Annotated in this window: 14 protein-coding genes and 1 pseudogene; 1 reads left to right on the top strand and 14 read right to left on the bottom strand. The window is 65.8% G+C overall.

Features of this window, described 5'->3' with window-relative positions:
- Positions 1-49: 49 nt before the first annotated feature.
- The 5 genes from ACUH78_RS08460 to ACUH78_RS08480 form a co-directional block, all read right to left on the bottom strand.
- Entirely contained in the window at positions 50-949 is a 900-nt protein-coding gene (locus ACUH78_RS08460) for a universal stress protein (protein WP_445333227.1), read from the bottom strand.
- Positions 946-1,689 (bottom strand): DUF1538 domain-containing protein, encoded by a 744-nt coding sequence (locus ACUH78_RS08465; RefSeq protein WP_445333228.1) that lies wholly within the window; start codon positions 1,687-1,689, stop codon positions 946-948. The genes ACUH78_RS08460 and ACUH78_RS08465 overlap by 4 nt, the downstream gene beginning before the upstream one ends.
- Positions 1,690-1,852: 163 nt before the next feature.
- Positions 1,853-3,169, bottom strand: coding sequence for a guanine deaminase (gene guaD, locus ACUH78_RS08470; protein WP_445333229.1), 1,317 nt, complete (start codon positions 3,167-3,169; stop codon positions 1,853-1,855).
- Complete coding sequence (locus tag ACUH78_RS08475) at positions 3,166-6,072, bottom strand: bifunctional diguanylate cyclase/phosphodiesterase (RefSeq protein WP_445333230.1); 2,907 nt, start codon at positions 6,070-6,072, stop codon at positions 3,166-3,168. The genes guaD and ACUH78_RS08475 overlap by 4 nt, the downstream gene beginning before the upstream one ends.
- Positions 6,073-6,244: 172 nt before the next feature.
- A complete protein-coding gene (locus ACUH78_RS08480) occupies positions 6,245-7,516 on the bottom strand; it encodes a sensor domain-containing diguanylate cyclase (RefSeq protein WP_445333231.1) in 1,272 nt (423 codons plus the stop codon).
- Between the two features lie 204 nt (positions 7,517-7,720).
- Here ACUH78_RS08480 and ACUH78_RS08485 point away from each other — a divergent pair, with 204 nt between their 5' ends.
- The gene (locus ACUH78_RS08485) at positions 7,721-8,341 is read left to right on the top strand and encodes a glutathione S-transferase family protein (protein ID WP_445333232.1); all 621 of its coding nucleotides are present in this window, start codon (positions 7,721-7,723) and stop codon (positions 8,339-8,341) included.
- 21 nt (positions 8,342-8,362) lie between these two features.
- Here the strand turns inward: ACUH78_RS08485 and ACUH78_RS08490 are convergent, their stop codons facing one another.
- The 9 genes and pseudogenes from ACUH78_RS08490 to ACUH78_RS08530 form a co-directional block, all read right to left on the bottom strand.
- Positions 8,363-11,713 carry an EAL domain-containing protein gene (locus ACUH78_RS08490; protein ID WP_445333233.1) on the bottom strand — a complete coding sequence of 1,117 codons (3,351 nt, stop codon included), beginning with the start codon at positions 11,711-11,713 and terminating at the stop codon, positions 8,363-8,365.
- Positions 11,714-12,112: 399 nt separating this feature from the next.
- Complete coding sequence (locus tag ACUH78_RS08495) at positions 12,113-13,747, bottom strand: methyl-accepting chemotaxis protein (RefSeq protein WP_445333234.1); 1,635 nt, start codon at positions 13,745-13,747, stop codon at positions 12,113-12,115.
- Between the two features lie 151 nt (positions 13,748-13,898).
- A complete protein-coding gene (locus tag ACUH78_RS08500) occupies positions 13,899-15,431 on the bottom strand; it encodes a bacteriohemerythrin (RefSeq protein WP_445333269.1) in 1,533 nt (510 codons plus the stop codon).
- Positions 15,432-15,501: 70 nt separating this feature from the next.
- Positions 15,502-15,597: pseudogene (locus ACUH78_RS08505) on the bottom strand (hypothetical protein); the annotation flags it as partial.
- 236 nt (positions 15,598-15,833) lie between these two features.
- Complete coding sequence (locus tag ACUH78_RS08510; RefSeq protein WP_418363435.1) at positions 15,834-16,610, bottom strand: hypothetical protein; 777 nt, start codon at positions 16,608-16,610, stop codon at positions 15,834-15,836.
- 33 nt (positions 16,611-16,643) lie between these two features.
- A complete protein-coding gene (locus ACUH78_RS08515; protein WP_445333270.1) occupies positions 16,644-17,414 on the bottom strand; it encodes a response regulator in 771 nt (256 codons plus the stop codon).
- Entirely contained in the window at positions 17,297-19,480 is a 2,184-nt protein-coding gene (locus ACUH78_RS08520; RefSeq protein WP_445333235.1) for a PAS domain-containing sensor histidine kinase, read from the bottom strand. Before ACUH78_RS08520 ends, ACUH78_RS08515 begins: the two co-directional genes overlap by 118 nt.
- A gap of 95 nt (positions 19,481-19,575) precedes the next feature.
- Positions 19,576-21,840 (bottom strand): putative bifunctional diguanylate cyclase/phosphodiesterase, encoded by a 2,265-nt coding sequence (locus ACUH78_RS08525; protein ID WP_445333236.1) that lies wholly within the window; start codon positions 21,838-21,840, stop codon positions 19,576-19,578.
- Positions 21,841-21,937: 97 nt separating this feature from the next.
- Positions 21,938-22,870 carry an ABC transporter permease gene (locus ACUH78_RS08530; RefSeq protein ID WP_445333237.1) on the bottom strand — a complete coding sequence of 311 codons (933 nt, stop codon included), beginning with the start codon at positions 22,868-22,870 and terminating at the stop codon, positions 21,938-21,940.
- Positions 22,871-22,874: the final 4 nt, after the last annotated feature.

The raw sequence follows: 22,874 nt of genomic DNA on the forward strand, positions 1-22,874 counted from the left end.
ACCGGCCGGCCCCGCTTCCTGCGCCCCTCATGCAGGAGGCCCGCGGCGCTCAGCCGCCGGAGACGCGGTCCGTGATCAGCACGTCCGCGCTGGATTGCAGCAGGATGTGCTTGGAGACGCTGCCCAGCAACATCTCCTCGAGCGCGCCACGCCCGCGCTTGCCCATCACGATCAGGTCGCAGTCCTGCTGCTGCTCCTCCTCCAGGATGCAGGTGCTGGCGTCGCCGTGCAGCACCAGGCGGCGGATGCGATCGGTGGGAAAGCCGCCCGCATCGATCAGCGCGTTGAGCTGCTCCACCGCTTCGCGCTTGGCATTCACACGCAGGGACGAGAGCTGCGCGTCCTCGACGCCCGCATAACGCAGCTTGCCCTCGAACGGCACGTCGAAGGCGTGCAGCAGCAAGATCTCGGCGCTCGGCGCCACGTCCTGGGCGATGCGGATCGCCTCCGCCGAGCGCTCGGAAAAATCCACCGGGACAAGCACGCGCCGATAAGGCTCGTGTGGGCTCTGCTTGACCACGAGCAAAGGGTGGCGGGTCTTGTGCAGCACCCGTTCGGTCGTCGAGCCGATCAGCATCTCGCGCAGGAAACCTGCGCCGCGCGCGCCCATCACCACCAGGCTGGCGTCGATGGCGCCGGCGTGGGCAGCGATTTCCGTGAGGATCGGCCCGCTGCTGAGGCGGACCTCAGCGGGGATGCCTGTGCGTGCTGCGATGTCCGCAGCAAGCGCCACGAGGTCGTCGTGCACGCTGTCGAGCAGGCGCCGCTCGATCTCGTCCGCCCCCTGGTCGAGCAGGTGGCGAAGGCTGTCGAGCGCGTTGATGTTCACCACATGCTGCAGGCACAGCCGCGCCCCGGTTTCGGTGGCGATCATCGCTGCGCGCAGGGCGGCGTGGCGTGCGAGCGCGGACAGGTCGGTCGGGGCGAGCAGGGTATGCAGGGCAGTCATCTCGCGGCGCTCCTGGGGGCTGCGGAGGAGGCAGTCAGGGGGTTTCGGTTTCGGCCATGTTCAGGATGTCGGTGACGATGTCGTTCATGGTCACGATGCCGGCGAGCTCGTTGCCGTCGAGCACCAGCAGCCGGCGCAGGCGCATGTTCACCATCATGCGCGCCGCATGGCGGACGCTCAGCTCGACCGGGATGGCCACGCCACCTGCGCCGGCCGAGCGCGGTCACCAGCGGCACCGTCACCTCGGAGGTAGTTACGCCGCCCGAGTCGTAGGCCAGGCCGACGATCTCCTCCGGCGCGAAGAAGGTCACCGTGACCACCAGCAGATAGCCGACGATCATGTACCAGTGCAGCGAGTGGCCGAGGATCGTGCGCACCACGCCCAGCGCCACCACGGCGCCCACGGACAGGGCCACCAGCACGCGCAGCGTGAAGCCGTCGATCCGCCCGCCGCTGATGGATTCCGCCTGCGAGGCGACCGCGATCAGCGCCGGCTCGGCAATCACCGCGGCGAATCCAAGGCAGAAGCCGAAGACCATCAGCAGGAGCAAGGAGCCCTTCTTGGCGAACTCGTTCGACAGGTTCTTGCCGATCGGGAAAATCCCGAGTTCCAGGCCCTGCAGGAACAGTGCGACGCCGATCGCGACGATCAGCAGCCCGCCCGCCATCGACAGCAAGCCGTCCGGCACTTCCCGGATCACCGCAAGCTGAAACACTGCGACCACGACGACGATCGGCATCAGGTTGCGAAATGCGTGCAGCAGGATGTGACTGAATTCCCGAAGCGGGTGCAAGGCTTGGTATCTCCGCGTAGGTGCTTGTTTGTTCGGGCGGGGGCGGGGTGGCTCGAAGTCTCGAGCGAAGCTTACCACCCCGCCGCGGATGTGCCGGTGCCCTGCTGCCTCAGGTGGGCAGCGTGTCGCGCCGCCAGGCCGCCTCGCCGAGCACGAAAGTGGCCGCGACCGCGCGGTCGTCGCCCAGCATCATCATTGTGAAGAGGCGCTCTTCCAGCGTGTTGCAGGCTGCGCTGCGGCGTGCGAGCAGGGGCGTGGCGCAGGGGTCGAGGACGACGAAATCCGCCTCCCTTCCAGGCGCGAAGTTGCCGATGCGGTCGTCCAGGTAGAGGCTGCGCGCCCCGCCCAGTGTGGCGAGGTGGAAAGCGGCCACCGCCGACAGCGACTGGCCGGCAAGCTGCAGCACCTTGTAGGCCTCGTTCAGGGTCTGCAGCATCGAAAAGCTGGTGCCGCCGCCCACGTCCGTGCCCAGGCCCACCCGAATCCCGCGCTCGCGGGCGCGGGCGAGGTCGAACAGACCCGAGCCGAGGAAGAGGTTCGAGGTGGGGCAGAAGCTTATCGCGGTGCCGGTGTCGACCATGCGCTGGCGATCGGTGTCGTCGAGCCAGATGCAGTGTGCGTAGAGGGCGCGCTTGCCGAGCAGATCGTGGTGTGCGTAAACGTCGAGGTAGCTGCGTGCTTCGGGGTGGAGTCGGGCGACCCATTCGAGCTCGGCGCGGTTCTCGGCGACGTGGGACTGCAGCAGCACGCTTGGATGCTCGGCGAAGAGCTGGCCCGCGAGTGCCAACTGCGCGGGCGTGGAGGTCGGCACGAAGCGCGGGGTAATCGCATATAGCAGGCGGTCACGACCGTGCCAGCGCTCGATCAGGGCCTTCGATTCGGCGTAGCCGGAGGCCGCGGTGTCGCACAGGAAGTCCGGGCAGTTGCGGTCCATCAGCACCTTGCCGGTGATCATTCGCATTCTGCGCGCCTGCGCAGCCTCGAACAGCGCGTCCACCGAAGCCGCATGCACGGTGGCGAAGCTACATGCAGTGGTGGTGCCGTTGCGCAGCAATTCGTCACAGAAGAAGCCTGCCACCTCGTCGGCATGGGCGCGTTCTGCAAAACGGCGCTCGGCGGGGAAGGTGTACTTCTCCAGCCACTCGAGCAGCTGTTCGCCATGGCTGGCGATGATGTCGGTCTGCGGGTAGTGGACGTGCGTGTCGATGAAGCCGGGCAGGATCAGCTTGCCACGGTAGTCGGCCACCGGTGTGCCGCTGGGCAGGTGCGGGAGCAGATCCTGGGCCGGGCCGCATTCGGCGATGTGACCGCCAGACAGGATCAGAAGCCCGTCATTGAAGTGAACGAGTGCGGTCGTATCGTGTGCCGGATCGGCCAGGAAATGGACGATCTCGCCGCGCACCGCGGTGAGGCGGGTTTCGCTCATGCGTTCTCGGGCTCGCGGCGGGCTGCGATCCGGGCCGCGAACGCGGTGGCCCAGGACGCGAATGCGTCCGGCGGCATTGGCCGTGCGAAGTGATAGCCCTGCGCTTCATCGCATTGCAGGTTGCGCAACTGCGCGATCAGACCCTCGTGCTCCACGCCTTCGGCGATCGTTTTCAGGCCGAGGTTGTGCGCCATCTGCACGATGGTGCGCACGAGCGTGGCGTTGCTGGGCTCCTTGTCCATGCTGCGCACGAAGGACTGGTCGATCTTGAGCTTGTCGACCGCGAAGCGCTTGAGATAGGCGAGGCTGGAGTAGCCGGTACCGAAGTCGTCGATGGACAGCCGAACGCCGAGTGCCTTGAGCTGGCGGACGGTGTCGAGCGCTGCGTCGGTGTCGCCGATGAGCAGGGATTCGGTGAGTTCGAGCTCGAGCCGGGCGGCGGGCAGTCCGGACAGGGCCAGCGCATTGCGGACCGTTTCGAGCAGGTCCGTGCGGTGGAACTGCACGGCTGAAAGGTTGACCGCCACCACCATGGGCGGCAGGCCCTGCTGCTGCCAGCGCATGGCCTCGCGGCAGGCTTCGTGGAGCACCCATGTGCCGATCGGTACGATCAGCCCGCTGTCTTCGGCAAGCGGGATGAACAGCCCGGGCGGCGTCATCTGCTGGTCCGTGCGTTCCCAGCGCAACAGCGCCTCGGCGCCGATCAGCGCCCCGGTCTCGAGGTCGATCTGGGGCTGGTAGTGCAGACGCAGTTCGTTGCGCTCGATTGCGCCGCGCAGTTCGGCGAGCAGGGCGATGCGTTCGATCGCCTCGGCGTGCATCGCCTCGTCGAAGAAGCGGAACACATTGCGCCCAGCCGCCTTGGCCTGGAACATCGCGGTGTCGGCTTTCTTGTAAAGGGTGTCGAAGTCGGTGCCATCCTCGGGGAACAGTGCGAGGCCGACCGAGACCGTGCTGCTCAATTCGTGTCCGTCAACGTGCACCGGTGTCGCCATCTGGCTCAGGATCTCCCCGGCGCGCGCGGCGACGCTGGCCTGGTCGCCGACATTGTCGAGCAGGAGCAGGAACTCGTCGCCGCTGATGCGGCACAGACGGTCGCCTTCTCCGAGCAGGGTGTTCAGGCGCTGCGCGACCTCACGCAACAGGCTGTCCCCGACGACGTGGCCGAGCGTGTCGTTGACGTTCTTGAAGTTGTCGAGGTCCACGTAGGCGAGTGCAAGCCGGCGTTGTGCGGCGAGGGCTCGTGCGGCCAGGGGGGCGAACTTCTCCTGGAACAGGCGCTTGTTCGGCAGCCCGGTGAGCGTATCGTGGTGTGCGAGGTAATCGATGCGCGCCATCGTGCGCTTGCGCTCGGTGATGTCGCGGATGAAGCAGAACAGGCGTGCTTCAACGATGTGGTTCAGGCACTGGATGCTGACCTCGATGTCGCGCTGTTCGCCATCCTTGCGCCGCAGCACGCTGTCGAAGCGGGCCGCCCCTTCGCGCTCGACATGCTCGATGGTGCGGTGCACCGCCTGCGTATCCATTGCGGCCTCGATGTCCTGGATCGACAGGCCGAGCAACTCTTCACGTGTGTAGCCGGTGAGCGTGCAGCAGGCGTCGTTGACCTCGAGAATGCGCGCCGCGGCGTCGATGAGCACGAAGGCGTCCATCGAGGTGCGGATCATGATGCCGTAGCGCTCTTCGGCCAGGCGGTGCTCGGTGATGTCGGTTGCGATGCCACCCGCGCCGACGACTGCGCCGCTCGGGTCCAGCAGCGGGAAGTGGCTGGTTTCGAAGAAGCGGGTGTCGATGCCGCTGCCGAGACGCTCGGAGATCAGCATCGGAACCCCTGTTTCAATGACCAGGTGGTTGTTGCGGTCGAGTTCCGTGGCCGTTTCCGTAGGCCACAGGTCGAAGGGCGTCCTGCCGAGGATGTCGCACTTCGGGCGCCCTGCAAGACGCTCGAAGGCGGCATTTGCGAGGGTATAGCGGCCCGTGCGGTCGATCAGGTAGATCACTGCGGGCGAGTTGTCGAGGAAGGCGGTGTTGAGCGACTCGCTTTCGCGCAGCGCGCGTGTACGCTCGGCGACCCTGGCCTCGAGCTGGCTTTCGTTCTGTTTGAGGCTGCGGAACAGCAGATCGAACGGAGCGACGATGCCGGTGACCAGCATTGCCCGGTACAGGAAGTAGGTCGACACCAGCAGCAGGTAGTGCCCGACCTCGTTGGCGTAGTCGAAGACGCCCACGTACTGCGTGAAGGCGACCTCCGTCAGTGCGCCGAAGACGACCGCGGCCACGATCAGCTGCAGCACATGGGGCGTGAAGTGATCGCGTCGTGCGAGCAGGATCGCCAGGCTCAGGCCGAAGAGCCCGATGAGCACGAATTCGCTGTAGACCTTGAACGGGGTGAGCCCGCTGCCTTCGATGTAGCAATCGGGAAAGTAGCCGCTGAATACCGCAGCCGCGATCGCAGCGGTGATGAACCCGTAGCCGAGCACCAGGCGGTGTGGTGAGTGACTGCGCCCGATCGCCAGCGCGGCGAACAGGAAGGAGGCGGCTTCCAGGTAGCGGAAGGCGATCCAGAGCTGCGTGGGGAGGTTGGCATCGCGCCCCGGGAACAGGTTCAATCCCTTGTAAGACAGGGTGTGCAGCAGTTCCAGCCCGGCCACGAAGAGGGTGCCGGTGCCGATGATGAGCAGGAAGTTGTTCGCGCTCCAGCGGCGGGAGTGCCAGGCCAGCACGAAGATGCCGCCGAGCACGACGATGCGCAGGATCTCGACCAGAGTATGGAACAGCAGGAAGCTGTAGGCCGCGGTGAGATGCAGCAGGCCGATGACTGCAACCAGCCCGAGCATCTGGGCGGGGCTGAGCAGGGGTGTGGCCGCTTGGGGCGCGCTGCGATCGAGAATGACGGTGTGCATGCTGAAGTTCGGAGGGCGATCCACCGGGGGTGTTACGGCCCGGCCCGTTTCCTCCCGTCCTTGCCGTAATTGTGCCGGATTTATACCTGATCGAAGAAGGGTTATTTCACGCTCCGGTGCGGATGGCCCCGTGTTATCCCGGGCTTGTGGGCGCCTGGCGCCCGCTTGCTCTTCAGCCCGAAGCGGCGCGGGGCGGCGCGGCGACCGAAATCCGGTTGCGTCCCGCATGCTTGGCGTCGTAGAGCGCGGCATCGGCGCGGGCGACCAGCCGCTTCCTCGGTTCGTCGGCCGCAAAGGTGGCGAGTCCGAGTGAAATCGTCAGCCCGCCGAACGTGGCGTCGCGGTACTCGCTCACCTTCAGCCGGATGCGTTCTGCAAGCTCTTTGGCCGGCTGGAGGGGGCAGTCCTCGAGCACGATCATGAACTCCTCGCCACCCCAGCGGATGACCGCGTCGCGGCTGCGGACCGCCTGGCGCAGGATGCGCCCGATCTCCTCCAGGGCACGATCTCCGGCGGGGTGTCCGTAGCGGTCGTTGATCTGCTTGAAGTGGTCGATGTCGGCGAGGATCAGGGACAGCGGGTGGCCGAGCGCCTCCGCCCGTTCCAGGGCGTCGTCGAGCCGCTGGTCTCCGTAGCGACGGTTGTACAGGCCGGTCAGCGCATCCCGTGTGGCGGCCTCCAGCAGGGCCTCCTCCCGGTCCACCTGGTCGGTGATGTCCCGGCTTACGCACACGTAATGGGTGGTCTGGCCGGCGTCGTCGACAATGGGCGAGATGCTCTGGTCGGCGTGGTAGAGCGATCCGTCGCGCCGGCGGTTGATGAAGGTGGCACGGAAGTCCCGTCCGCTCGCAAGCGCCCTGCGGAGGGCCGTATAGAACTCCGGATCGTGCCGGCCGGAGCAAAGCAGGGTGGGGGTGCTGCCGATCAAGTCCTCGGCAGGATAGCCGGTGGTCTTCGAGAATGCGGCGTTGGCGAAGAGGATCCGCTCCTGCGCGTCGGTCACCATGATCGGGTCGCCAGAAGCATCCAGCGCGCGGGCGAGCAGGCGGTTTTCGCGGCTGGCGCGTACGTAGGCGGAGATGTCTTCCTGCACCGAGACGAAATGGGTGATGACGCCGTCTGTGTCGCGGATCGGGGTGATGTTCCAGTGCACGACGTAGGTCGTGCCGTCCTTGCGATAGTTGATCGCGGTGCCTTCGAAGAAGCGCCCCTCCGTCAGGCAGGCGCGCAACTCCTCGATCACCGCCGCGTCGGTTTCCGGACCTTGCAGCACCTTCAGCGAGCACCCCTTGAGCTCGTCCAGGGTGTAGCCGGTCATCTTGCAGAACGCGGGATTCGCGATCAGCACCGGATAGCCTGCCGCGTGGTCCGCGCTGGTGATCACGATCGCGTTCCAGGACTGCATGACCGCGGCGTGGAACAGGTTCGAGTCGGGTGTGCTCATGATCGACCGTGCGGTACAGGATGTTCGATTCTAGTGTCCCCGCCGCCGTGGCGTGCAGCTTTCGGGATGCGATCGTGGCGGACTTCACGCCCGCTACGTGGGTTGGCATAGAAGCGCTTGCGGCGTGCTTGCCGGCGTAGCTTCTTGGACCGATCATCCTGCTATTCCGGGCTGACCGATGCCAGCCGTTCTCAAGGAAGGAAGATGAAGCTCTACGTTTCGCCGCGTGCGCCCAATCCGCGCCGTGTTCAGATGTTCATTGCCGAGAAGGGTATTCGCGGCATTCAGGAGGCGGTGGTCGAGATCGCTCGCGACGAGCACCGCAGCTCCAACTACCGCGCCAAGAGCCCGCTGGCCAAGGTGCCGGTGCTCGAACTGGACGACGGCCGCTACCTGGGCGAGACGCGGGCGATCTGCAGCTACCTCGAGGGTGTGTACCCCGAGCCGAACCTGATGGGCGAGACCTTCGAGGAGCGCGCCTTCATCGAGATGGCCGACCGCCGCATGGAGCTCTACCTGTTTGGCACCATCGCCAACTGCATCCGCCACACCCATCCCGGGCTGGCACCGCTGGAGCAGCCGCAGTTTCCGGAATTTGGCGAATCGCAAGGGGAGAAAATGCGCAAGGTGGCCCGCTGGCTGGATGCCGAACTGGCCACGCGCCCCTTCGTGGCCGGGGAGCGCTTCACCATCGCGGACATCACCGCGTTCTGCGCCATCGAGTTCGCGCGCGGGCTGATGAAGTTCCGGCCCGGTGCCGAGGGCCTGGCAAACCTGCAGGACTGGCGCGACCGTGTCGCGGAGCGGCCGAGCGCGCGGGTCTGAGGCCCGGCGCGCGCTCGCAGCTCACTTCTGCCGGTCCGTCCGGTGGGCGATGTTCGTGCTGCGGTCGAGGGCCGAGGCGCTGTCCGACCGTCTGGATTGGGCGTCGCGATACGCGAAGGCGTCCAGAATCTGTTCGCGAAGGCTGGCGGCATCCCACGGCTTGGTGAAGAATTTGTACACCGAACCGCTATTGAAGATGTTGAGTATCTTCCCCGGGTCTGCGTGTCCGGACAACACGATACGAACGGTGTCCGGGTACATGCTCTTCACGCGCTCGAGGAGTTCGGTGCCGCTCATCTCCGGCATTCGGTCGTCGGCGAGGATGACGTGGATTTCGTTGCTGGCAAGCAACTCCAGCGCCTCGCGAGCGCTGCGCGCCGTGAGCACGCGCATGGGTTCGTTCTCGAGCGCGAGCGAGATCATCGCCAGCACTGCCGGTTCGTCGTCCACGGCCAGCAGGGTTCGCTCCGCGGGGCGAGTGTCGGGAAAGGCCAGGCGCTTGTCGCTGGCGACGAGCACTGCGAAGGCGGCGGCGGAAACCGGGCGGCTGTAGTAGTAGCCCTGGATCGCATCGCATCCGTGCCGATGCAGGAACATGAGCTGATCTTCCGTCTCCACGCCTTCCGCGATCACCTTCAGTCCCATCTGATGTGCGAGGGCGATCACGGAGGTGGAAATTGCCGCGGCCGTGGCGTCGGTCGTGGCGTTCTGAACGAAGCTCGCATCGATCTTCAACTGGTCGACCGGGAACCTGCCCAGATACGCCAGGCTGGAGTATCCGGTGCCGAAGTCGTCGATCGACAACTGCAGCCCGAGCGACTTCAGTCGGGTCAGGGCTGCGTTTGATTGTTCCGGGCAGTCCATCAGCGCGCTCTCGGTCAGCTCGAGCTCGAGCAGCGCGGGGTCGAGCCCGGTTTCCGCGAGCACGCTGGAAACCACCTCCGGGAGGTCGGGCTGGCGCAACTGCGCGGGTGAAAGGTTCACCGCAACGACCAGCGGTGGCAGCCCTGCTGCCTGCCAGGCGCAGTTCTGCAGGCAGGCCTGGCGCAGTGCCCAGGCGCCGAGGTGCTGAATGAGTCCGCTCTCCTCCGCGACCGGGATGAACTGCGCGGGTGAAATCCACTCGCCAGTGTCCCGGCTCTGCCAGCGTGCGAGCGCTTCCATGCCGACGAGCCTGCCGGTAGCCATGTCGACCTTCGGCTGGTAATACAGCTCGAGTTCATTCTGCTCGAGGGCGCGCCGCAGGGCGTTCTCGAGCGCAAGCCGCTCACGTGCGTCCTCGTCGAGCTCTTCGGCGTAAATGCAGTGATCGAGCCCGAAGCGTTCGCCGTGGTGCAGGGCGATCGTCGCCTTGCGCAGCAGAACATCGAGGGACTCGCCATGCTCGGGGAGCACGCTCAGGCCGGCGCGCACCACCAGCCGCAGGCTCTCTCCATCGATCAGGAAGGGCAGGTTCAGCGATTCCATGATCGGTGCCAGCCGCTTGTGGAGGTCCTCGCGGGTGTTGAGCCCCGTCGCCAGCATCGAGAATTCGATGCCTCCATGGCGCGAGACCATGTCACTGCGACGTGCATGCTGACCCAGGCGCGAGGCGAACTCGCGCAGGATCCGGTCTCCCACGTCGCGCCCCATGCTGTCGTTGATGCGCTCGAAGCGACTCAGCCCGAAGGTGATGACGGCGATCTGTCCGCCCTGGCCTTGCGCTTCCTCACGGGCTGCGACGAAGCGAAGCTCGAGCAGGTTCCGGTTGGGCAGGACGGTCAGCTCATCGTAGTGCAGGAGGAAATTGAGCCGTTCCTGCAGCCGTCGTTGTTCGCTGATGTCGTTCTGGATGCCGATGAAATGCGTGATGTGGCCGTCGTCGTTCACAACGGGCGCGATGTTTGCCGACGCCCAGTAGAGCTCGCCGGTCTTGCGCCGGTTCAGGAATTCGCCCTCCCATGCTCTGCCCTGACGCAGGGTTTCCCAGAGGCTGGGGCGGTTGGTGGACGCTCCGGTTTCAGAGCCCCAGAACCCGGCCATGCGTCCGATGGATTCGGTCGGGCTGTAGCCGGTCATCGTCTCGAAGCTGGCGTTGACGTACTCGACGATTCCGCCCGGGCTCGTCACCACCATTGCGCTCGCACTTCTCTCGATCAGCGACTTGAACCGGCTCAGCTGCCGGGCGTCCTGTTCCCTGCGGGTGATGTCTGCCAGCAGCGCTTCACGCATGTGTTCGAAGGTCTGGCCCAGACGGCCGAGTTCATCGTCGGGCATGGGCGGCAGGGGGTGTGACAGGTCGCCCACGGAGATCGTGGCGGCTGCGTCATCCAGCGTGCGCAGCGGCTGCAACACCTTGCGGCGCAATACCTGCAAGGTGACGACCAGCAGCACCAGCATGGCAAAAGCGATCAGACACAGCAGTGCCCAGGTGCTTTCGGCCTGTGTACGCAGCCTGCCGAACTCGCGCTCGAAATGCGCGCTGATGGCGGCTGTCAGGCCCAGCACGGCGTCGATGCCGCTTGTCGCTCCGCGATACCATTGCTCCGCGTCGATGGGGTATGCCTGACCGCCCGAGCTGCTTGCGAGAATCTGGGCACGCAGGGCTTCGTAGCGGTCGAGCAACTCGGTCCGATAGGTCTCGCGTGCGAGCACGATCTCGGGTGTCTGCGGCATCTGCTCGACGATTGCTTCGATGCGGTGCCTGGCGTGGAGGGCGATGGTCCGGTACGCCTCCAGGGCTTCCAGTTCCCGTTCTCCAAGGGCGGCGCCGCGCGCGATCGCCACGCCGATCAGGGCGCGCTCGCGCCCGAGGTGCTCGCTCAGGGTGAAGAGCTGATCCTTGATGACGGGCGCAGAGGCCTGGGTGTAGTCATTGCCCGACAGCGGAAGCGTCGCGATCGAGCCCAGACTGCGCAACTGCTCGATCTGCTCGCTCATCAGCGCGATCCAGGTCTCGGCCGCAAGGCCGTGCGGAATGCCTCGCAACTGCTCATCGAGCCGGGCGCGGAAAAGCTCTATTTCCCGCTGTCCCCGATCCAGCCGTTCCAACTGATCGAGCAGCGGGTGATCCGGTGCTCGATGCGTCATCTTCGCCGCGTGCGCAGCAATCCGGCGATAGATCAAATCAACGGCGCTGCGAATCCGCAGGATCTCGTCCCGCATCGCGAGGGGCGCCGCATCGGCGCTGGCGAGCAGGGTTGCCGTGGCGCCCCGCTCCATGGCCAGTTGCGCGCTTGCGCGCTGTGCCAGGTCCGATAGCCGGTTCGCATTCTGAACCCACTCCACCGCAAGCACCTTCTTGCGGCTGTCGGCCAACTGCCAGACCCCTGCAGACATTGAAAGCAGGGCGAATGCTGCCAATAGCAGGTAGGCGAGTCGTCGGATGCTCATGATCGAGCGCTGCCTGAGGGGTGTGCGATGCGAGGCCTGTTCTGTTTCATGTTCCAACCCAAGGCGGATTCTCCAGTTCGACTCTCAGGGCCAGCATGCCTCTCCACCTGGAGAAGGCGCGCGGGCGATCAGAATTCGGGCAGGGTTGGGGCCCGTGCGGTGACAGCCCTGAAGGCTGCAGATCCGATTCGGCTTGTCGGCTTTACCGGATGTCCGGATGCATGGTTCCGGGGTAGAGCATCGTCATCCTGACTAGGTTTGAACGAGTCTGGATTCTAGCAAGGTGGGAGTCGCTTACAACCCCCGCCGCGCCACCCCCGCCGCGCCAGCAATCATGTTCCTTCGTGATCTGTCTCACGTCTTCCTACGCCGCCCTGCGGGTTGAGTACGCGCCCGTCTTCACAGGCTGAACACTCTGACTGCAGTGCGCGTTTCAGCCGCAAGCTCGCGGAGCTGCCGCGCGGTTTCGTAGGCCTGCTGGGTTGCAGCGCTGTTCTCCTCCGACATCTGCGCGATCTGCTCGACGTTGGTGGCGATCTCGGCGCTTGCCTGGCTTTGCTCGCTGAGCGCGGTGTAGATGCCGTTGACCGAGCGCACAGCCTGTTGGGTCCCGTCGCTGATTGCGCGCATGGCGTCGCCCGCAGCCCGGGCAAGCTTGACCCCGTCCTCGACCTGCGTCATAGCTGTCTCGGTCGTGCGCATGGCCGTCTCTGAGCTCGACAGCATGGTGTCGATCATCGCGCTGATGTCCATCGTCGCCTTTGCCGTCCGTTCGGCAAGCTTGCGGACCTCGTCCGCAACTACCGCAAATCCGCGCCCCTGCTCTCCGGCACGGGCGGCCTCGATCGAGGCGTTCAGCGCAAGCAGGTTGGTCTGCGCTGCGATTTCCTTGATCACCTCGGTGATCTTGGAGATTTCGTTCGCCCGTGATTCGAGCGAACGGATCATGCCGGCGGCGGCTGAGGTCTGCTCGGAGATCAGCGCCATCTCGCGTGCAGCCTCGGCGACCCGGGCCTCGCCGCCCTGTGCCAGCTGCGCGGCGGAGGAGGAGTATTGCTCGGTGTCGCGTGCCAGCTCGGAGATGTGGTTGATGGAGACGGTCAGCTCCTCGATCGCAGCGGCCATCGACGAGGTGGAGTCGGCTTGACGATGCGAGGCTTCGGCGACCTGGCTGGAGGAGGTGGAGATGCCCTCCGCGGTCTGGCGAACGATGCCGGACTTGGTCGAGATCTCGCCCACCATCTGGCGGATGGCAGTGAGCATGCGAGAGAGGTTGCCGAGCAGGCTGCCGGCGCGGGCGTTCGGGATCGCGACCGTGAGATCGCCCGAGGCGGCAAGGTCCATCAGACGCATGGCCTCGGCGGGTTCGCCGCCGATCTGGCGCAGCACGGAGCGGCCGATCTGGATGCCGAGCACCACCACCACGAGCATGACCGCGAGGTTGAGGGAGAGGTTTTTCACCAGGCTCTCCCTGAACTGCCTCTCGACGTCGTCCACGTACACCCCGGTGCCGATGACCCAGTTCCACGGTGCGAAGGTGGCGACGTACTGCAGCTTGTCCACCGCCTCGCTCGTCCCCGGGCGAGGGAAGGAGGTGTCTACGAAGCCTGCCCCGGTGCTGCCAGCGATCGCGAGGATGTCCTTGAGCGTGTAGCGGCCCTTGCCGTCCCGCACTTCCTCGACCACATTGCGGCCGATCCACTCGGGGCGGAAGGGGTGCATGACCGTTGTGCCCGCCTTGTCGTAGATGTAGAGGTATTCCGACTTGCCGTCGCTGCCGCCGTAGCGCATGCCGTGGATCGCCTGCAAGGCGCGTTCCTTGGCCTGTGCCTCGCCGAGCTCGCCGATGCGGGCGTGCTGCGCGACTGCGCTCTGCACGGCGCTCTCGACGATGGAACGCACCTGCAATTTGCGCGCCTCAAGCAATTCGTCCTTCAGGTTCATCGCGTCGACGACGATGCCGATGGCCAGGCCGACGAAGGTTGCGGCGATGAGGAGGGAGATCTTGGTCTTGAGCTTGAGTGTGTCGAGCATGGCTGCGCTCCGGCGGCGAGAATCGGTGCTTGCCCTTGTGGGCTTGGTCATCGAATATCGGCCATGCTTCATGAAACTTGAGCGGGGGTCGGCTGCGTGCGTCACCGTGGACGCAGCTGGCTGCGCGGCGGCTGGGTGACGGTTGGGCGGATCAGCCCTGCCTAGTGCGCGTTCGCCCCTTGCCAAGCCAGTGGCGTAGTGTCTCGTACAAGTGCGCAGGCGAGACCGGCTTCGTGACGAAATCGTCCATGCCTGCCTCCAGGCAGCGTGCGCGGTCTTCCGAGAAAGCGTTGGCGGTCAGGGCGATGATCGGCACTTCCAGGCCCCAGTCCTGCGCACGGATCAAGCGGGTAGCCTCGATGCCGTCGATTCCGGGCATCTGCATGTCCATCAGGATCACGTCTGGTTTGATGTGCTCGGCCATGCTCCGGGCCTCGTCCCCGTTGGCTACGCAGGTCACGTCCAGTTGGGCGCGCGATACGAGGACGCGGATGATCGCGCGGTTGATCTCGTCGTCTGCGGCAAGCAGCACGCGCGCGCCGTGATGTTCGTCTGCGAGGGTTCGACGCGCCGTTTCGGCGTCGATCGCCGGCAGTGCGGTGCTTGCCGCTGTGGACTTGCGCAGCCTTGCGGTGAACCAGAAGCAACTGCCATGGCCAAGCTCGCTCCGTGCGCCGGCCTCGCCCCCCATCATCTCCGCGAGGCGCGAGGTGATCGTAAGCCCCAAGCCGGTCCCCCCTTCGCGGCATGCCCCCAGGATGCCGCCCTGTTCGTAAGGTTCGAACAGGCGTGCGAGCTGGTCCGCAGGAATGCCCGGGCCCGTGTCTTCCACTTCGAAGCGTATGAGCGCCGTGTCGCCGCTGTCCTCCGCGAGCGTGCAGCGCACCGTGATGCCGCCCTGGGCGGTGAATTTCACCGCGTTCATCAGATAGTTGATCAGGGCCTGGCGTAGCCGGGTGGCGTCACCCAGGAGTGGCATGTCGGGCAACGCATCTGCGGTGCGCAGATACAGGCCCCGGTTCTCGGCTTGTTGCGCAAGCATGCCGACTGCGCGGCGCACGACCTCCTTCGGGCTGACGGGGCCTTCGTCAAGCATGAACTTGCCGGCCTCGATCCGCGACAGGTCGAGAATGCCGTTGATCACGGACAGCAGATGGTTGCTCGCGTCTTCGATGTGCGTGAGACGCTGTGCCTGCGGGGCGGGTAGCGGCTCCTGCCGATCGACGCAGCCCGACTGGCAGCCGACGAAGTCATGTCGGGCTGCGTCGATCGGCAGGCCGCGTTCCACGCCCTGCACCACGAGCGCCATGCGGCGGTCGGATTCGAGGATGTGCAGTGCGAGCCAGCGGGTGAGGAAGTTGACGATGTTCTCGATGACCGTCTCGAGGGGTTTGCTGCTTTCTTCGGCCTTGAGGCGCAAAACCTCGTCCACGAAATTCCCGTGCGCGCGGTGATGCTCGGCCACGCTGCGGTCTTCACCGAGGTGGTTTTGCCAGATGGCCTCCTCGGTGGTGAAGTGCAGTTCGACGTAGTCGCGCAACTGTCCGAAGACAGTGTCGAGCGTGGGGGCGTCGGACTGAAACGCCAGGTGACTTACGAGACGGTTCAGCAGTCCGACAAGCTGCTGATGCTGCGTGTCGATGCGCTCGATGCCGGTTTCGAAGTTGGCGTCCCACGGGAAGATCTCTAGTCCTTGGAGAGGATTTCAGGCGGCGGGTGATCTCGACGCCGTTGAGGTCGGGGAGGGCGACATCCATCAGGATCATGTCGGGCTGCTGGCGCCTGAGCAGTGCGAGCGCTTCGGCGCCTGAGTGCGCGACCACTGCGCCATAGTCGGCGTTGCCGAGCATGCGCTCCAGCAACTTGCACTGGAACTGATCGTCGTCCACGACCAGGACCAGCGGCGGCGTCTGTTTGGCCAGTTCGCCGAGCTGTCGCGCCGCGTCGAGCTGAGGCTGGACATCCTTCTTCAGGCTGCCGATCCATTCCGTCAGCGGAACGACCTTCTTCTGGGCGTCATCGATGCGCACCTGAACTTCCCGAATCACGTCGTCCCGCTTTCGCGTGCTGCCTGGGGGGGGCTGACTCAGGCCGCTGGGGACGCCGTCGAGGTCGAGGTCCAGCAACTCGGGCTCGCCGAGGGGAAGGTCGAAGGTCGAGGCCGGCAAGGGGCTGGGGGGGGGGCCGTCAAGGTCGCGGCGGGCAAGGGTGAACCCGATGCGGGTAAGGGCGTACCCGATGCAGGGGTGTTCGGAGCGTGTGGGGGCTTGGCCGATGTTGCCGGCATGTGTGCATTCGGTGTGAGCAGGGTCTGGGTGCCAGCGTCTGCGTATCTCAATGCATCGCCCAGCGCCTCGGCGTGCTGGCGTCCGACGGCGAGGCTGTCGTCGAGCACGGCCTCGAGTTGCCCGACCGAACGCGCATGCGCAGCGACCTCGCGTGCCGCGGGCGCTGCGCGCTGGACACTGAGCGAGCGCCCGGCGATCAGGATCGACATGGCAAGGCGTGGCGTGTCGTACACCATCGGCCAGTACATGACGTAGTCGTCGAAGTATTCTTTCCTGCACAACTCGAAAGCGCGATGCACATGATCCTTGTCGCACAGCACGATGCTGCGGTGGGGCAGGGTGTGCGCGATCTCGCAGTGGCGGTAGAGCCCCAGCGAGTAGCGTTCGGCCCGCTCCAGGCTGGGGAATGCAAGCACCAGCACGTCGGGCCGGACACGCTCGAAGTCGGTGATGAAGCGACTTTCGATCGAGGACGTCTCGAGATGCTCGAAATGATCCTCGAGCAGGCGTACGAGTTGCATCGCGTCGGCGGTGATGTCGGTGACGATCAGTATCTTGAGCGTTTCTGCGGGCATCGAAGCATTCTCTGTCGATGGAGGTCCGACGTTTCAGGGGTGCCGGCGGGCGCCGGCACCGGCAGTCTCTGCGGGGGCGCGTGTGTCATCCAACGAGGCCAGTGCGGCGAGGACGGCGTCTCCCGACGCCTCGACGTCCTGGACGAGCGCAGGGATGCCAGGGCCGTCCTCGTTTCGGCCGGCCAGCTCCAGGGCGGCGCAGTGTTCGCCGAGTTGCATGGCGCCTACCGACCGCGACGAGGACTTCAGCCGGTGCGCGAGCTCACCCGCTCTGCGCCACTGGCCGTCCTTGCATGCCGCCCGGATCTGAACCAGGGTTTCGTGCAGCGATCGACGGTAGTCGCCGAGAAACTCTGCGACCAGCGCCGGGTCGTCGCCGATCAGGCCGGGAAGCACCTGGGGGTCGAAGACGGGGGGGGATGCGGGCGTCGCATTGGCCACCGATTGCGCGCCCGCTGTGGCGTGGTCTTCCAGCTGCATCCAGCGCCCGAGCACCTGCCGCAGCACCGCGACTTCGACCGGTTTGACGATGAAGTCGTCCATGCCCGCGTCGATGCAGCGCTGCGCCTCGCCCCGGCGCGCGTTGGCGGTGATGGCGATGATCGGCATGCGCGGTGCGGTGCTTTCCTCGCCACGGATGCGTGCCGTCAGCTCGTAGCCGTCCATCCCCGGCATGTGCAGATCGCTCAGCAGCATGGCGTAGGCTCCACTGCGCCAGCGCGCCAGGGCCTGGTAGCCGTCCTCGGCCAGATCGCATTGCAGGCCGAGCAGGGCGAGCTGGCGCTCGATGACGCGGCGGTTGATGTCGTTGTCCTCCGCGACGAGGATTCTTCCACGTGCGACGCGCGGGCGCGCGTGGCTGGGTGGGGCGGACAATGAAGGGGGGCGCTGGCGGGCGGCGTGACCGCTACCGTGTGCGCGGTCTTTCCGTTGATCGCGTTCACCGGAAGCGTGACGATGAAGGTGGCCCCCTGGCCTGGAAGGCTCTGTACTTCGATGCGGCCCTCGAGCAGCTCGATCAGCCGGGTCGAAATCGATAGCCCAAGCCCCGTGCCGCCGAAGCGGCGTGTGGTGGAGGATTCCGCCTGCGAGAAAGGCTGGAAGATCTTCTCGAGGGCCTGGGGAGAAATGCCGATGCCGTTGTCCTTGACCGAAAAGCGGAGCATGCCGTCGGTGGTCTGATCGATGTCCAGCGCAACCTCGCCGGGCTGTGCCCGTCCCGCGGAGAACTTCACCGCATTGCTGAGCAGATTGAGCAGGATTTGCCGCAGACGGAGTCCGTCGGAATGCACGATCGCGGGCGTGTCGTCGCCGATGTGCGCGGTGAGCCTGACGCGCTTGCGCTCGGCGACCGGCTGCATGATGTCGACGACGCGATCGAGGAGTTCTTGCAGTGAGACTGGACCGATGTCGAGCTCGAGGTTGCCTGATTCGATCTTGGAAAAGTCGAGGATGTCGTCGATCAACTGCAGCAGGGTCGAGGCCGACTCGCGCATGATCCTGACCAGATGTGTCTGCTCGGTCGTGAGCGGCGAGCGTTCGAGCACGTCGAGGAGGCCGATCACGCCGTTCATCGGCGTGCGGATCTCGTGGCTCATCGTGGTGAGGAACTCGCTCTTGGCGCGGCTGGCAACGTTGGCCGCATCGAGTGCTTGCTGAAGTTCGATGGTGCGGGTCGCCACCAGGCCTTCGAGGCGTTCATGATAGCGCTGCAGCTCAAGCTCCATGCGCCGCTGCTCGGTGATGTCCTGTTTGACCGCCACGTAGTGCGTCGTCGCCCCGCTCTCGTCGTGGATCGGGGTGATCGTGACGAGTTCGAGGTACTCGCTGCCGTCCTTGCGACGGTTGAAGAGCTCGCCTCGCCAGGGCTTGCCCTCGGTGAGGGTGTCCCAGAGCTGGCGGTAGGTCTCGGGGGTCGTGCGTCCGGACTGCAGCACACGGGGGTTCTGCCCGATCGCCTCCGTACGCGAGTAGCCAGTGTTGCGGACGAACGCCTCATTGACGTATTCGATCTCGGCGGCGGTGTTGGTGATGACGATGCTCTCCGGGCTCTCCTCCACTGCACGAGACAGCTTGCGCAATTTCTCCTCGGCCGCCTTGCGCGCGCTGATGTCGAGCGCAAACGCGAAGCGTGCCACAGGGCCACCCTCGTCTTCATATGCTGTCGTGACGCCGATCACCATCGGCATCCGGCTGCCGTCCTTGCGCAAATGCTCTGCTTCGAAGCTGATGCTTCCCGTGCGGTCCGCCTCGGCCAGGCATTCAGCAAGCTGCTGATGCGCCTCGGGCGCATAGAGTCGGGTGATCTCCATGCCGCGCACTTCGTCGACGGTGTAACCGTGCTGCCTCGCGTAGGTCTCGTTGGCGTCGATGATGGTGTTGTCGGCAACACCATGCATTGCGATGCCGAGGTTCGACATGCGGAAAAAACGCTCCCAGCGACGAGACGCGGCTTCGGCCTGCTTGCGTTCGGTGATGTCATGCACGATCGAGAAGATCAGGGCGCGGTCCCCGTCCTCGGCGGGACCACTGTGCACCTCGACGTCACGGATGGAGCCGTCGGCTCTCCTGTGGCGGAACTCGAAATGATTGCGCTGCAAGGCCTGTGCCGCCTTGAGCTCACGGGCCACTTCGGCGGGAGAGAGGGTGTTGATGTCGGTGATGTGCATGCGGGTGAGCACGTCGTGCGGCCAGCCATAAAAGGCCTCCGCGGCGGGGTTCGCGTCAATGATGCGTCCGCTGCCCGGGTCGAGGATCAGCATCACCGCGTGGCTATTCGCGAAGATGCTGCGATAACGCGTCGGGGGCGTCGCCGGCAGCGTATCGGGGCTGTTCGGGCGTGTGGCCGCCTGGTGTGAACGTGCTTCCATTCAAGTCCTCTTACGGGGCGGTCGGGCACCGCGTTCCCCGGTTCCTATCCATGGCATCGCAAGGCTAGTGCCAAACCACGCCGATTGGCAGTGGATCAGGCAAATTTCCCGAGTCGTGCGGTGAAGGCGTGGCCTTCTTCGGGGCGGGCAAACAGATAGCCCTGGAATCCATCGCAACCGTTGTCCAGCAGGCAGGTGTGTTGCGCATGGGTCTCGACGCCCTCTGCGATCACGCGCAGGCTCAGCGCGTCCGCAAGCGCCATGATGGTGCGCACGATCGCCAGGCTGCTTGCATTGTCCGGCAGGTCGCGCACGAATACGCGGTCGATCTTCAACTCGTCGAGCGGCAGCTGCTGCAGGTAGCTCAGCGACGAATACCCCGTGCCGAAGTCGTCGATGGAGAAGCGGATGCCCATTGCGCGCAACTGCTTCATGGCGGTGATTGCCTGCTCGATGTCGCTAAGCAGCAGCGATTCGGTGATCTCGAGCTTGAGCCGTTCGGCCGGGGCGCCGGTCTGGACAAGCAGGGCGCTTACCTCGTCCACGAAGCCGGACTGATAGAGCTGGGCGGGGCTGACGTTGACCGCCAGTGAGCAGGACTGGAGCCGGGGGTCCGCAGCCCATCCTGCGAGGGTGCGGCAGGCCATCTCCATGGCCTGCCGGCCGAGCTCGGGCATCATCCCCATCTGCTCGGCAAGCTTGATGAACTGGAACGGCGGCACGGCACCCTCTCGCGGATGCGTCCAGCGCAACAGGGCCTCCGCGCCGGTGATGCGGCCTTCGCGGTCGAACTGAGGCTGGTAGTGCAGGAAGAACTCGCGGTTCTCCAGGGAGGCACGCAGAGCAGCCTGAGCGCGCATGCGCTCGCTGAGGCTGCTCTGCATGGCTGGATCGAAGCTGCGCACGGTGTTCTTGCCGCTGCGCTTGGATTCGTACATCGACAGGTCGGCGCGCTGCATCAGCTCTTCCGCCGTGTAGGGGCGGTCGCCGAACATCACCAGGCCGATGCTCGCGGTGGTGGTCTGCTGTCGGCCGCCGATGCGGTATGGGGCGCCGAGCCGGGTGAGGATCTTCGCAGCGACCTGATCCGCTGCGGCGACGGCCTCCCTTTTGCCTTGTGGAAGGTGCTCGAGCAGGATCACGAACTCGTCGCCGCCGAAGCGCGCCACGGTATCCGTTTCGCGCACGATGGCACGCAGCCGCGTAGCGGTTTCGCGCAGGAGCAGATCCCCTGCCTGGTGGCCGTAAACGTCGTTGATGTTCTTGAAGTCGTCCAGGTCGATGAACATCAGCGCGCCATGTGCGCCGCCGCGACTGCCATCGCCGAGCGCGTGCTCCAGCCTTTCCGTCAGCAGCCGGCGGTTGGGCAGGCTGGTGAGGGGATCGTAGAAGGCGAGATTGCGAATCTCCGCTTCGCTGGCGCGCGCCTGGGTGACGTCCTGCACCAGCGCGACCACCGCACGCTGTCCGTCCAGGGCGTGGTCGAGCGCCTGGATGGAGGCGCGAAAATCGCGTGCGCCGGCTGCGGTGGACAGGGTGTACTCCAGGGTCTGGCGCTCTCCGGTATCCAGTGCGCGTGTGATCGCCGCGAGACCCGCAGCGCCTTCCGCCTCGGGCAGCACCTCATCGAAGCGTCTTCCGATCACGCTCGCCGCCGGCGTGTGGAGCAGTTCGTGCCTGCTCGTGATGACCTCGAGAAAGCGCCCGTCCTCGTCGATCAGGAACAGCAGATCGGGCAGCGCCGCAGTGATTGCGCGCAGGCGGGCCTCGCTCTTCTGCAGTGCGAGCTGCGTGGCGCGGCGCCGTTCGATGTCGAGCAGCAGCATGCCCACCAGGGCGGTGCCGGCGCCCATCACGAGCAGATAGGGCAGGCCCAGCGCTTCGAACACGCTCGCCATGCTCTGTCCGGGAACCTGGGAGATCATCAGCAGGGTGATGAAGTGCAGGACGACCCCGAACGCGAACAGGCCAAGCGGCGCCTTGCTGGCCCCCAGGCTGCGCAGCGTACCGCGGTAGAACAGCCCGCTGGCCACGGCGATCACGATCACCGTAACACCGATCGCCGCGCCGCCCCCGCCGAGCGCGATGCGATAACCCGCGGCGATGAGGCCTGCGAGCGCGCCGGTCAACGGTCCGCCGAACAGGCTGGCGAGGCTGAGCACCACCGAGCGCGGGTCGACGATCACGCCCGGTGCGAGGGTCACCGGCATCATCATGCCGGCCACACAGATCAGCCCGAAGATCAGCCCCGCGCCGAGCCGGGCCTGGAGACTGCCCGACGCCCAGAAACGCTGGTTGACGCCGAGCAGCATGCACAGGGCGAGTAGGAGGGCAGTGGTCCGGATCAGGTCGAGGAGCATTATGGGGGAGGCGCCGAGCCTCTTCGGTCAGGTTCGGGCGCGATGCTACGCCACCCGGAGAAGGGGGCAACCCGAAAATTTCACGCTTTCGGCAGCGTCAGCTTTCCGGCCGGTAGGGCTTGCCCAGCGACACCGGAGAGTTGAGCCGGATCGTGCCGGCGTTGCGCGAGATCGCTACCAGCACGATGATGGTCGCCCAGTAGGGCAGGGAGGACAGCAGCTGCGAGGGGAAGTCGATCTGCAGCCCGGAGCCCTGGATGAAGAGCTGCGTGATCATGACGCCGCCGAACAGGTAGGCACCGATCATCACCCGTAGCGGCCGCCAGGTGGCGAACACCACCAACGCGAGCGCGATCCAGCCGCGCCCGGCGACCATGCCCTCGGCCCACATCGGCGTGTAGAACACCGACAGGAAGGCGCCGCCAATGCCGGCCATGGCGCCGCCGAACAGTACCGCCAGATAGCGGATGCGGATCACCGGATAGCCGATCGCGTGCGCCGAGGCGGGTGATTCGCCCACCGCGCGCAGCACCAGCCCGGCGCGGCTGCGGTGCAGGAACCACAGCAGCGTCCAGAACAGGGCCCAGGAGAAATACACCAGCGCCTGCTGGTTGTAGAGCGCCTCGCCGATGAGCGGGATGTCGGCGATGAAGGGAATGCGGATCGGCGGCACCGCCTGCAGCGCGACCGCTTCATAGGGCTTGCCGACGAAAGCCGCGAGGCCCACGCCGAAGATTGCCAGCGCGAGGCCCGAGGCGACCTGGTTGGCCATCAAGGTCAGCGTCAGCACGCCGAACAGCAGCGCCATCGCAATGCCTGCGCCCATGCCGGCCAGCACGCCTAGCCAGGGGCTGGCGCTGTGGTGGGTGACGGCGAAGGCGGCGACCGCGCCCATGGCCATCATGCCCTCGGCGCCCAGGTTCAGCACACCGGCCTTCTCATTCACGAGCAGGCCCAGCGCGACGATGATCAGCGGGGTTCCCGCCACCACGGTGGCGAACAGGATCGATGTGAACAGGCTCGCATCCATTTCC

The sequence above is a fragment of the Thauera sp. ZXT1-4 genome, assembly GCF_052598215.2.

What these genes read in the sequence shown, in the direction of transcription:
- ACUH78_RS08465 (WP_445333228.1), bottom strand. Translation starts at nt 1,689, where the DNA reads ATGCCGATCGTCGTCGTGGTCGCAGTGTTTCAGCTTGCGGTGATCCGG.
- ACUH78_RS08510 (WP_418363435.1), bottom strand. Translation starts at nt 16,610, where the DNA reads ATGCCCGCAGAAACGCTCAAGATACTGATCGTCACCGACATCACCGCC.
- ACUH78_RS08485 (WP_445333232.1), top strand. Translation starts at nt 7,721, where the DNA reads ATGAAGCTCTACGTTTCGCCGCGTGCGCCCAATCCGCGCCGTGTTCAG.
- ACUH78_RS08460 (WP_445333227.1), bottom strand. Translation starts at nt 949, where the DNA reads ATGACTGCCCTGCATACCCTGCTCGCCCCGACCGACCTGTCCGCGCTC.
- ACUH78_RS08480 (WP_445333231.1), bottom strand. Translation starts at nt 7,516, where the DNA reads ATGAGCACACCCGACTCGAACCTGTTCCACGCCGCGGTCATGCAGTCC.
- ACUH78_RS08475 (WP_445333230.1), bottom strand. Translation starts at nt 6,072, where the DNA reads ATGCACACCGTCATTCTCGATCGCAGCGCGCCCCAAGCGGCCACACCC.
- ACUH78_RS08530 (WP_445333237.1), bottom strand. Translation starts at nt 22,870, where the DNA reads ATGGATGCGAGCCTGTTCACATCGATCCTGTTCGCCACCGTGGTGGCG.
- ACUH78_RS08520 (WP_445333235.1), bottom strand. Translation starts at nt 19,480, where the DNA reads ATGGAAGCACGTTCACACCAGGCGGCCACACGCCCGAACAGCCCCGAT.
- ACUH78_RS08495 (WP_445333234.1), bottom strand. Translation starts at nt 13,747, where the DNA reads ATGCTCGACACACTCAAGCTCAAGACCAAGATCTCCCTCCTCATCGCC.
- guaD (WP_445333229.1), bottom strand. Translation starts at nt 3,169, where the DNA reads ATGAGCGAAACCCGCCTCACCGCGGTGCGCGGCGAGATCGTCCATTTC.
- ACUH78_RS08490 (WP_445333233.1), bottom strand. Translation starts at nt 11,713, where the DNA reads ATGAGCATCCGACGACTCGCCTACCTGCTATTGGCAGCATTCGCCCTG.
- ACUH78_RS08525 (WP_445333236.1), bottom strand. Translation starts at nt 21,840, where the DNA reads ATGCTCCTCGACCTGATCCGGACCACTGCCCTCCTACTCGCCCTGTGC.